The 12,380-nt window shown below is 33.2% G+C and carries 9 protein-coding genes; all 9 read left to right on the plus strand.

Annotated features, from left to right (window positions below):
• The first annotated feature begins 221 nt into the window (after positions 1-221).
• Positions 222-1,994 (plus strand): AMP-dependent synthetase/ligase, encoded by a 1,773-nt coding sequence (locus tag ACVC3Y_RS12630; RefSeq protein ID WP_303423950.1) that lies wholly within the window; start codon positions 222-224, stop codon positions 1,992-1,994.
• A gap of 110 nt (positions 1,995-2,104) precedes the next feature.
• Entirely contained in the window at positions 2,105-2,560 is a 456-nt protein-coding gene (locus ACVC3Y_RS12635; RefSeq protein WP_303423951.1) for a MarR family winged helix-turn-helix transcriptional regulator, read from the plus strand.
• A gap of 1 nt (position 2,561) precedes the next feature.
• Complete coding sequence (locus tag ACVC3Y_RS12640; protein ID WP_452227089.1) at positions 2,562-4,970, plus strand: 3-hydroxyacyl-CoA dehydrogenase NAD-binding domain-containing protein; 2,409 nt, start codon at positions 2,562-2,564, stop codon at positions 4,968-4,970.
• A gap of 6 nt (positions 4,971-4,976) precedes the next feature.
• Positions 4,977-6,167: an acetyl-CoA C-acyltransferase gene (locus ACVC3Y_RS12645; protein WP_452227090.1), complete on the plus strand. Its 1,191-nt coding sequence runs from the start codon at positions 4,977-4,979 to the stop codon at positions 6,165-6,167.
• A gap of 26 nt (positions 6,168-6,193) precedes the next feature.
• Positions 6,194-8,002, plus strand: a complete 1,809-nt coding sequence (locus tag ACVC3Y_RS12650) for an acyl-CoA dehydrogenase family protein (protein ID WP_303423954.1) — start codon at positions 6,194-6,196, stop codon at positions 8,000-8,002.
• Between the two features lie 79 nt (positions 8,003-8,081).
• The gene (locus ACVC3Y_RS12655; RefSeq protein WP_303423955.1) at positions 8,082-8,822 is read left to right on the plus strand and encodes a sugar-binding protein; all 741 of its coding nucleotides are present in this window, start codon (positions 8,082-8,084) and stop codon (positions 8,820-8,822) included.
• Between the two features lie 19 nt (positions 8,823-8,841).
• Positions 8,842-10,485 carry a M1 family metallopeptidase gene (locus ACVC3Y_RS12660; protein ID WP_452227091.1) on the plus strand — a complete coding sequence of 548 codons (1,644 nt, stop codon included), beginning with the start codon at positions 8,842-8,844 and terminating at the stop codon, positions 10,483-10,485.
• Between the two features lie 5 nt (positions 10,486-10,490).
• Complete coding sequence (locus ACVC3Y_RS12665; protein ID WP_452227092.1) at positions 10,491-11,063, plus strand: YdeI/OmpD-associated family protein; 573 nt, start codon at positions 10,491-10,493, stop codon at positions 11,061-11,063.
• 58 nt (positions 11,064-11,121) lie between these two features.
• A complete protein-coding gene (locus ACVC3Y_RS12670) occupies positions 11,122-12,333 on the plus strand; it encodes a bifunctional alpha/beta hydrolase/OsmC family protein (RefSeq protein ID WP_452227093.1) in 1,212 nt (403 codons plus the stop codon).
• The last annotated feature ends 47 nt before the right edge of the window (positions 12,334-12,380 follow it).

The raw sequence follows: 12,380 nt of genomic DNA on the forward strand, positions 1-12,380 counted from the left end.
TATATTCTAATTTTACATGAAATAAGCGAATCATTCTAATATTTAGTACTTAGTTAGTTATTTAGGGATAACATAATATTTTACTACGAATGATAAAGAATCATCGATTCTGTCGGCCAATTTTTAAAGGAACTATAATTTTATAGTTCCTTTTTAATTTAAGTTATTTGAAAACAAGTATTAATTTCATACTTTGCAACTCTTCAAACTAAATTTTCCTAATGACAGAAATTACTAGACTTTTTGATTTTCCATATTATCAACTCGAAAAATATAACTTAGATGCAGCTTTAGTAACTAAGAAAAACGGCGAGTGGGTTAAAACTTCTACCAAAGAATATTTAGATAAAGCAAACGCTATAAGTCGCGCTTTATTAAAAATGGGAATCCAAAAAGACGATAAAATCGCTCTCATTTCTTCAACAAATAGAACAGAATGGAATATCATGGATATTGGAATCCTGCAAACAGGTGCACAGAATATCCCTATTTATCCTACTATTTCTGCCGAGGATTATGAATATGTATTAAACCATAGTGAAGCTATTTTCTGTTTTGTTTCAGATAAAGAAGTATTAGAAAAAGTACGTAAAGTACAAGCTAATACAAAAGTAAAAGAAGTGTATTCTTTTAATGAAATTGAAGGTTGTAAGCATTATTCCGAATTATTTGAACTAGGTAAAGACGAAAGCTCACAAAAAGACGTAGAAGCTAGAAAAAATGCTGTATTACCTTCCGATTTAGCAACCATTATTTACACTTCGGGTACTACAGGAAAACCAAAAGGTGTAATGCTTTCACATAACAACATTACCAGCAATGCGTTAGATGCTTCGCATCGATTACCTTTTATGGCTAATCAAGAAAATAGAGTATTAAGCTTTTTACCAATCTGTCATGTATTTGAACGTGTATTAATATACCTATATCAATATGCAGGAGCTACCATTTACTTTGCTGAAGGAATAGATAAAATAGGAGAAAACGCTAAAGAAATAAAACCAAATCTAATGAGTGTTGTACCACGACTATTAGAAAAAGTTTACGATAAAATTATGGCTAAAGCCGAAGATTTATCTGGTATAAAAAAAGCCCTTTTTCATTGGGCTGTTAGACTTGGAGAACAATGGGAGCCTTATGGAGCAAATGGATCTTGGTACGAGTTTAAATTAAAAATAGCAAACAAACTTATTTTTAGTAAATGGCGTGAAGCACTTGGTGGCGAATTAAACACTATGGTATCCGGTTCTGCTGCTCTACAAGTACGACTATCTAGAGTTTTCTCTGCTGCAGGAATGCAAGTTATGCAAGGTTATGGACTTACCGAAACCTCACCTGTAGTTTCAGTAGAAATGTATCGAGACCAGTTTTTTAGATTAGGAACCGTTGGTAAACCCATTATTAATGTAGAAGTTAAAATTGCTGAGGATGGAGAAATCTTAATTAAAGGTCCAAATGTAATGCTTGGTTACTATAAAGATCCTGTAAAAACAGCAGAAGTAATGACTGGTGATTATTTTCACACTGGAGACAAAGGTGAAATAGACCCAGATGGTTTCTTAAAAATTACCGGAAGAAAAAAAGAAATGTTTAAAACCTCTGGTGGTAAATATGTTATTCCTACACTCTTAGAAAATGAATTAAAACAATCTCGTTTTATTGAACAAATAATGGTCGTAGGTGAAGGAGAAAAAATGCCAGCAGCTATCATTCAACCAAATTTTGAATATATTAAAGATTGGATTGAAAGAGAACACAAAAAGATTACTACAACTAATGAAGCTATTGCAACATCTCCCGAAATAATTGATGAAATTCAAAAAGAAATATCAGTCTGTAATAATCATTTTGGTAAATGGGAACAAATTAAACGCTTTGAGCTAACTCCCGAAGTTTGGACAATAGATTCAGGACACTTAACGCCTACCATGAAAATGAAAAGAACTATAATTAAAAAGATTCATCAAGATCTCTACGATAAAATTTACAGATAAATAATAAAAGCTCCTAATTATAGGAGCTTTTTACATTATACACAATATTTTCATAATTTATTATGCACGCATAGTATATTTTTGTATATTTGGAAATCAAAAATTTCTAAATGAAAGATGCAACAATAGATTATATACTAAGAACTACCTGGTTAGCTGTAACTAAAATGTATAATGAAGAAGCTGCAAAGTTTGAAAGTACAATGGCAACTGGTTTTGCATTATTAAGTATAGATCCTGAAAATGGTACTCCATCTACCTCTTTAGGTCCAAAAATGGGAATGGAAGCTACTAGCCTATCGCGTACTTTAAAAAACATGGAAGAAAGAGGTTTAATAGAACGTAAACCAAACCCTGAAGATGGTCGTGGTGTGCTAATTTTTTTAACCGAATTTGGAAGAAAAAAAAGAAGTTACTCCAAAGAAAAAGTACTAACTTTTAATGACACCATTAAAGCCAATGTAGCTCCAGCAGAACTAGAAAGTTTTTACAAAGTAGCAGAAGTCATTAATAATATGATATCTAACAAAAAAATATACAACAAAAAAGAACATACCTTAAAATAAAATGAGCAAACGTAGAATTAAAAAAGTTGCGATTATTGGTTCCGGAATTATGGGAAGCGGTATCGCTTGTCACTTCGCCAATATTGGTGTAGATGTATTATTATTAGACATTGTTCCTAGAGAACTAAACGACAAAGAAAAAGCGAAAGGCTTAACTCTAGAAGACAAAGCTGTAAGAAACAGATTAGTAAACGATGCCTTAACCGCATCTTTAAAATCAAAACCTTCTCCTATTTATAATCAGGCTTTTGCTAGTCGTATCACTACAGGTAACTTAGAAGACGACATTGCTAAAGTTGCAGATGTAGATTGGATTATGGAAGTTGTAGTAGAAAGATTAGACATTAAGAAAATGGTGTTCGAAAACTTAGAAAAACACAGAACTCCAGGAACCTTAATTACATCTAATACTTCAGGAATTCCTATTAAATTCATGAACGAAGGGCGTAGCGAAGATTTTAAAAAGCATTTCTGTGGTACACATTTTTTTAACCCAGCACGTTACTTAAAATTATTCGAAATCATTCCTGGACCAGATACAGATGCTTCTGTATTAGAGTTTTTAAATGAATATGGTGAAAAATTCTTAGGAAAAACTTCTGTTGTCGCTAAAGACACTCCTGCTTTTATTGGTAATAGAGTTGGTATTTTCAGCATACAAAGTTTATTTCATGCTGTTAAAGATTTAGATTTAACAATTGAAGAAGTAGATAAATTATCAGGACCAGTAATTGGTCGTCCTAAATCGGCAACTTTTAGAACTGTTGATGTTGTTGGTTTAGATACTCTAGTTCATGTAGCCAACGGAATTAGAGAAAACTGTCCTAATGACGAACGTTTAGAGTTATTTGAATTACCAGATTTCATCAATACCATGATGGAAAACAAATGGTTAGGAAGCAAAACCGGTCAAGGTTTTTATAAAAAAAGTGTTTCTGCAGAAGGGAAAAAAGAAATTCTTTCTCTAGATTTAAATACCTTAGAATATCGTCAAGCTAAGCGTGCAAAATTTGCAACTTTAGAATTAACAAAAACGATAGACAAAGTCGTAGATCGTTTTAAAGTATTAGTTAAAGGAAAAGATAAAGCAGGCGAATTTTATAGAAAAAGCTTTACAGCATTATTTGCTTATGTGTCTAATCGTATTCCAGAAATTTCAGACGATGTTTACAAAATTGATGACGCTATGAAAGCTGGTTTTGGTTGGGAACATGGTCCTTTCCAAATTTGGGATGCTATTGGTGTAGAAAAAGGAATCGAATTAATGAAAGCCGAAGGTTTAGAGCCTGCTGCTTGGGTAAATGAGATGCTTGCTGCTGGTAGTACTTCCTTTTATACAGTAAAAGAAGGCGCTTCTTATTATTATGATATTCCTTCTAAAAAACAAACAAAAATACCTGGTCAAGATAGTTTCATCATCTTAGATAATATTCGAAAAACAAACGAGGTATTTAAAAATTCTGGTGTTGTTATTGAAGATATTGGAGACGGAATCTTAAATGTAGAATTCCAATCTAAAATGAATACCATTGGTGGAGACGTTCTTGCAGGATTAAATAAAGGTATTGATTTAGCCGAAAAAGATTTCGCTGGTTTAGTAGTTGGTAATCAAGCGGCAAACTTTTCAGTTGGTGCAAACATTGGAATGATTTTCATGATGGCTGCAGAACAAGAGTATGATGAGCTTAACATGGCTATTAAATACTTCCAAGATACAATGATGCGTATGCGTTATTCTTCTATACCAACTATCTCTGCTCCTCATGGAATGGCTTTAGGTGGTGGTTGTGAATTATCATTACACGCTGATAAAGTAGTCGCTGCCGCAGAAACTTACATGGGACTTGTAGAGTTTGGTGTTGGTGTGATTCCTGGTGGTGGTGGTTCTAAAGAAATGGCTTTAAGAGCACAAGACCTTTTCCAAAAAGGTGATGTTCAATTAAACGTTTTACAAGAACATTTCTTAACTATTGGTATGGCAAAAGTATCCACTTCTGCATATGAAGCTTTCGACTTAAACTTACTTCAAAAAGGAAAAGATGTGGTTGTAGTTAATAAAGATCGTCAGATAGCAGTTGCAAAACAACACGCTATGTTAATGGCTAATTCTGGTTATACACAACCTGTAAAGCGTACAGATGTAAAAGTATTAGGTAAACAAGCATTGGGAATGTTCTTAGTAGGAACAGATTCTATGCAAGACTCTAATTACATATCTGAACACGATATGAAAATTGCAAACAAATTAGCTTACGTTATGGCTGGTGGAGATTTATCGGAACCAACTTTAGTTAGCGAGCAGTATTTATTGGATTTAGAGCGTGAAGCATTCTTAAGTTTATGTACAGAACGTAAAACTTTAGAACGTATTCAACACATGTTAACCAAAGGAAAACCTTTAAGAAACTAAGAAAAAATGAAAACAGCATATATAGTAAAAGCATACAGAACAGCAGTTGGTAAAGCACCAAAAGGCGTGTTCCGTTTTAAAAGAACAGATGAATTGGCAGCAGAAACCATCAAATTTATGATGAAAGAATTGCCAAATTTAGACCCAAAGCGTATTGACGATGTTATTGTTGGTAATGCAATGCCAGAAGGTTCTCAAGGTTTAAACATGGCACGTTTAATCTCTTTAATGGGATTAGATATTGTAGATGTTCCTGGTGTAACTGTAAACCGTTTTTGCTCTTCAGGAGTTGAAACTATTGGTATGGCAACAGCAAAAATACAAGCAGGAATGGCAGATTGTATTATTGCTGGTGGAGCAGAAAGTATGAGTAGTGTACCAATGACTGGTTTTAAACCAGAATTAAACTACGACATAGTAAAAGCGGGTCACGAAGATTATTATTGGGGAATGGGAAATACTGCCGAAGCTGTTGCAAAACAATTCAACGTATCTCGTGAAGACCAAGATGAATTTGCTTACAATTCACATATGAAAGCGCTAAGAGCTCAAGCTGAAAATCGTTTTCAAGATCAAATAGTACCAATAGAAGTGGAACAAACTTATATTGATGCTAACGGAAAAAAAGCTACAAAGTCATATACAGTAACTAAAGATGAAGGTCCTAGAAAAGGAACCAACAAAGAAGCTTTAGCAAAATTAAGAGCAGTATTTGCTGCCGGAGGTAGTGTTACAGCGGGTAACTCGTCTCAAATGAGTGATGGTGCAGCTTTTGTAATGGTTATGAGTGAAGACATGGTTAAAGAACTAGGTTTAGAACCAATTGCAAGAATGGTAAACTATGCTGCTGCAGGTGTAGAGCCTCGTATTATGGGAATTGGACCTGTTGCTGCAATTCCAAAAGCATTAAAACAAGCTGGTTTAAAGCAAGATGATTTAAGTTTAATAGAATTAAACGAAGCATTTGCATCACAATCTTTAGCAGTAATTAGAGAATTAAACTTAAATCCAGATATCATTAACGTAAATGGTGGTGCCATTGCACTTGGTCATCCATTAGGGTGTACAGGAGCAAAACTATCAGTACAACTTTTTGATGAAATGCGTAAGCAAGACATGAAAGGTAAATATGGTGCAGTAACCATGTGTGTTGGTACAGGGCAAGGTGCTTGTGGAATATTCGAATTTTTAAACTAATAAAAGAACTTAATACAAAATATAAAATGGCAGATATAGAAAAAGATATCCTTCGTGGTGGTCAATTTTTAGTGAAAGAAACAAAATGTGAAGATGTTTTTACTCCTGAAGATTTTTCAGAAGAACAAACTATGATGAAGGAAGCTGTAATGGAATTCAACGAACGTGAAATCATTGCACACAAAGCTAGATTTGAAGCTAAAGATTATGCTTTAACAGAAGAAGTTATGCGTAAAGCTGGCGAGTTAGGGTTTTTAGGTGTGGCTGTTCCCGAAGCATATGATGGCCTAGGAATGGGATTTGTTTCTACAGTATTAACTTGCGATTATATTTCTTCTGGTACTGGTTCTTTTAGTACTGCTTTTGGCGCACATACTGGAATTGGTACCATGCCAATTACTTTATATGGTACAGAAGAACAAAAAAAGAAATACGTTCCTAAATTAGCTACTGGTGAGTGGTTTGGTGCTTACTGTTTAACAGAACCTGGTGCTGGATCGGATGCTAATTCAGGAAAAACTACGGCAGAACTTTCTGCAGATGGTAAATCGTATAAAATTAACGGGCAAAAAATGTGGATCTCTAATGCAGGTTTCTGTAGCTTGATGATCGTTTTTGCGCGTATTGAAGACGATAAAAATATTACTGGTTTTATTGTAGAATATGATGGAGAAAACCCAAACGGAATTACTTTAGGTGAAGAAGAGCATAAATTAGGTATTCGTGCTTCTTCTACTCGTCAAGTATTCTTTAATGATACAGTTGTTCCTGTAGAAAACATGCTAGCTGGTCGTGGCGAAGGTTTTAAAATCGCAATGAATGCATTAAATGTTGGTCGTATTAAATTAGCTGCTGCTTGTTTAGATTCCCAACGTCGTGTATTATCCACTGCTGTTAACTATGCGAACGAGCGTAAACAATTTAAAACACCTATTGCTGAGTTTGGTGCTATAAAAACAAAATTAGCAGAAATGTCTGCTAGTGCTTATGCTGGAGAATCTGCTACCTATAGAGCAGCAAAAAATATTGAGGACAGAATCTCTTTAAGAGTTGCTAGTGGAAATACACACCAAGAAGCGGAGCTTAAAGGTGTTGAAGAATATGCCATTGAATGTTCTATCTTAAAAGTTGCTGTATCCGAAGATGTACAAAATTGTGCAGATGAAGGTATTCAAATTTTTGGTGGAATGGGATTCTCTGAAGAAACTCCTATGGAAGCTGCTTGGAGAGATGCTAGAATTGCTCGTATTTACGAAGGTACTAACGAAATCAATAGAATGTTAACTGTTGGAATGCTTGTTAAAAAAGCAATGAAAGGACATTTAGATTTATTAGGACCAGCATCTAAAGTACAAGAAGAATTAATGGGAATTCCTTCTTTTGACACACCAGATTATTCTGTTTTATTTTCAGAAGAAAAAGAAATGATTAAGAAACTGAAAAAGACTTTCTTAATGGTTGCTGGTGGAGCGGTTCAAAAATATGGCCAAAATCTAGAAGATCATCAACAGTTACTAATTGCTGCTGCAGATATATTAATTGAAATCTATATGGCAGAATCTGCAATTTTAAGAACAGAGAAAAATGTTAAACGCACTAGCGAAAAAGAACAGTCTGCTCAAATTGCAATGGCGAAACTATATTTATATCACGCAGTAGATATCGTTGAAGAAAAAGGAAAAGAAAGTATTATTTCTTTTGCTGAAGGAGACGAACAACGCATGATGCTAATGGGGCTTAAACGTTTTACCAAATATGCAAACTATCCAGATATCGTAGATTTACGTATCGAAATTGCAGAAAAAGTAAAAGCAGAGAACAAATACTGCTTCTAATTATTTAAGACTAATTAGATAAAAGCCACTTCCAATGGAAGTGGCTTTTTTATTTTTATTACTTTAGTAAATAAAATACATGAAAAAACACCTATTATTCCTAGTTACTATTATAGTATTTTTAGCCTGTAAACAAGAAATAAATGTAAAACCAGATAATAAAACCACAATAGTAAAAAAAACTTTAGCGCCCATAATTATAGATGGTAAGACTACAGAAACTATTTGGCAAGAGGTAAATTGGCATAAAATAAACCAAAACTGGCTAGGAGATAATTATACAGAAGAAGACTTTAAAGGGCAATACAAATTAACTTGGGATGAAAAAGCACTTTACGCATTAGTTGAAATTCAAGACGATATACTTTACGACCAATACAAAGATCCTTTAAAATTATGGTGGGATGATGATTGTGTTGAAGTTTTTATAGATGAAGATAATAGTGGTGGCGAACACCAATACAATCACAATGCATTTGCATATCATGTTGCTTTAGATGGTAATGTGGTAGATATTGCTCCCGGAGAAATACCAACATTATACAATAATCATGTACAATCCAAAAGAATTACAAACGGAAAATCATCTATTTGGGAGCTTAAAATTAATATACACACAGCTGATTTTGTCGATGGAGCACAAAACACTCCAATTACATTACACACGAACAAAAAGCTTGGTTTTGCTATTGCATATTGCGATAATGATGCTAGCTTAGAACGTGAAAACTTTATAGGATCGGAAATTGTTGAAGGAAAAGATAAAAATAGAGGCTGGATAGATGCTTCTATTTTTGGAACCTTACTTTTAAAAGGATAATTTAAAAAAAATTAAATTCATGAAAAATCTAATTATTATAATTACTTGTTTTATAGCTACTTCTTGTTTATCTCAAAAAAAAGAGGGCTTATTTCAATCAGAAAATAACTTCACAAAACAAGATACTTTAAGAGGAAGTATTACTCCAGAACGTGAATGGTGGGATTTAACTTATTATCATTTAGATATTAAAGTAAATCCAAAAGAAAAAACGATAAGTGGTAAAAACACCATTCAGTATAAAGTTCTAAAACAAAACAACAAATTACAAGTAGATTTACAAACTCCTTTACAGATTACCAAAGTAACGCAAAACAATAAAGAATTAGAGATAGAACATGTTGGAAATGCGCATTTTATAACTTTAAAAAAAACTCAGAATATTGGCGATGTAAATAGTATTGATGTGTTTTATGAAGGTACACCTAAAGAAGCAGTTCGAGCTCCTTGGGATGGTGGTTTTTCATGGAAAAAAGATAATAATGGTAAACATTTTATTGCAACTTCTTGTCAAGGCTTAGGTGCAAGTGTATGGTGGCCAAATAAAGACCACATGTATGACGAAGTAGATAGTATGGATATTAGCGTTACTATTCCTAAAGATTTAATGAATGTTTCAAATGGAAGACTGCAAAGCATTGTTGCTAATAAAGATGAAACTATTACTACACATTGGCATGTAGCAAATCCCATTAATAATTATGGTGTAAATGTAAACATTGGTGATTATGTGAATTTTTCGGAAGTATACAAAGGTGAAAATGGTGACTTAGATATGAATTATTATGTACTTCGTGATAATCTTGAAATAGCAAAAGAACATTTTAAAGATGCTCCAAAAATGATGAAAGCCTTCGAGCATTGGTTTGGACCATATCCGTTTTACGAAGATAGCTTCAAATTAGTAGAAGTGCCTTATCTTGGGATGGAACACCAAAGTTCTGTTACCTATGGAAATAAGTATAAAAAAGGCTATTTAGGTAGAGATTTATCTGGAACTGGAGAAGGTTTAAAATTTGATTTTATCATCATTCATGAAGCTGGTCACGAGTGGTTTGCAAATAACATTACTAATGTAGACATTGCAGATATGTGGATTCATGAAAGCTTTACGAACTATTCGGAAAACTTATTTTTAGATTATTATTATGGTAAAGAATCTTCAGCTAAATATGTTATAGGAACTAGAAAAGGCATTAGAAATGATAAACCTATTATTGGTGAATACAACGTAAATCATGAAGGTTCTGGAGACATGTATAATAAAGGAGGAAATATGCTTCATACTTTACGTCAGCTTATAGAAGATGATGAAAAATGGAGACAAATTCTTCGCGGTTTAAACAAAACCTTTTATCACCAAACTGTTACCACACAACAAATTGAAAATTATATTAGCAAGCAATCTGGAATAGATTTAACTGCATTTTTCAACCAATATTTAAGAGATATACGAATTCCTACGTTAGAATATGAAATTAAAAACAACCAGCTTAAATATAGATGGACCAATATTGTTACAGATTTCGATATGCCTATTCAAGTTACTATAGAAGATAAAGAACAATGGATTTTTCCAAATAATGAATGGAAAGAAATGACTATTAAAAGTAAAAACATTCAAATAGACGAAGATTTTTACATAGAAACAGTTAAGCTTTAACACCAATGGAATTAGAAGAATTATACTTTAAATCTGATACAGAATGGCGAGAATGGCTACACATAAATCACAATAGTAATAAAGGTATCTACCTCATCTTTTACAAAGTAGATCATAAAAACGAAAGTATGCGATGGGAAGAAGCCGTTAGAGTTGCTTTATGTTATGGTTGGATTGATTCTACTGTAAAAAGTTTAGGTAACGGAAAACGAAGACAATACTTCTGCAAAAGAAATCCTAAAAGTATTTGGAGCGCATTAAACAAAAGGCACATTAAAGAGTTAATAGCTAAAGATTTAATGCATCCAAAGGGTATAGAAATTATTGAAGTAGGTAAGAAAAACGGAAGTTGGACTGCTTTAGATGCTGTAGAAAAAGGCATTATTCCGGAAGCATTGCAACTTGCTTTTAATAAAAACCCTAAAGCTTTTGAAAACTACAACAACTTTGCGCCTTCCTACAGGAAAAGCTATTTATATTGGCTACAACAAGCAAAACGTGAAGCGACTAAACAGAAAAGAATTATAGAGATTATTAAACTCTGCGAAGCGAATATTAAATCTAGAGATACTCGCTAATAATCTTATTATTTGAAAGGCTTCTTATTTTTTTCGACTGAATAGAAAATTGTTTAAAATGAATATTCAAAAAGTCAATTTCACAAACGCTGAAGGTCAAAAATTAATTGGTAGATTAGAACTTCCGGTAAACCAGCATCCGCATAACTTTGCCATATTTGCACATTGTTTTACTTGTAATAAAAATCTATCTGCAGTAAAAAATATTACGCGAGAGTTAACTGCTAACGGATTTGGAGTATTACGTTTTGATTTTACTGGATTAGGAGAGAGTGAAGGTGATTTTGAAAACACTAATTTTTCAGGTAATGTAGAAGATTTAATTAATGCTTCAAATTATTTAAAAGAAAATCATACTGCTCCTACTCTATTAATAGGGCATTCTTTAGGTGGAGCTGCTGTTATTTTTGCGGCATCTAAAATAGAATCTGTAAAAGCGGTTGCAACAATTGGAGCCCCTTCTAACCCAAAACACGTGCAGCATTTAATTCAAAATAGTGTAGAAGAAATTAAAACTACAGGTAAAGCACATGTAAATATTGGAGGAAGAGCATTCACCATAAAAAAACAATTTTTAGACGATATTGAAACAAAATCATTACCTGATGTAGCACAAAATTTACGTAAAGCATTATTGGTAATGCATTCACCTCAAGATGCAACCGTTGGTATTGCTAATGCAGAAGAAATCTATGTAGCAGCTAGACATCCAAAAAGTTTTGTAACGCTAGATGGAGCAGATCATTTATTAATGAAAAAAGAAGATTCTATTTACGTTGGAAGCGTAATTGCTACTTGGGCAAAACGTTATATTTCACTACCAAAAAAGGAAACGCTTTCCACTTCTCATCAAGCAGTTGCTAGTTTAGATGCAGATGAAGGTTTTACCACACAAATGACAGTGGAAAATCACACTATGCTAGCAGACGAGCCAACAAGTTATGGCGGAAACGACTTTGGTCCATCTCCTTACGAATTTGTTTCGGCAGGATTATCGGCTTGTACAGCAATGACTGTTCAAATGTACACCAAAAGAAAAGGTTGGGATTTACAAAATATTAAAGTTCATACTTCACATACAAAAGCAACAAAGCAAATTGTTGAAAATGGTGAAAACAAAGAAATTAAAGTAGACACTTTTAATAGAGAGATTAAACTAGAAGGAAATTTAGACGAAAAGCAAATACAACGTATGCTTCAAATTGCAGATAAATGTCCTGTACATAAAACATTGCATAGTGATATAGAAGTGGTTACTAAGCTTGTATAAATAAAAAACGCATCCATAGTATTGGAAGCGCTTTTTATTTATAATTT

It is taken from the genome of Lacinutrix cladophorae, assembly GCF_053604645.1.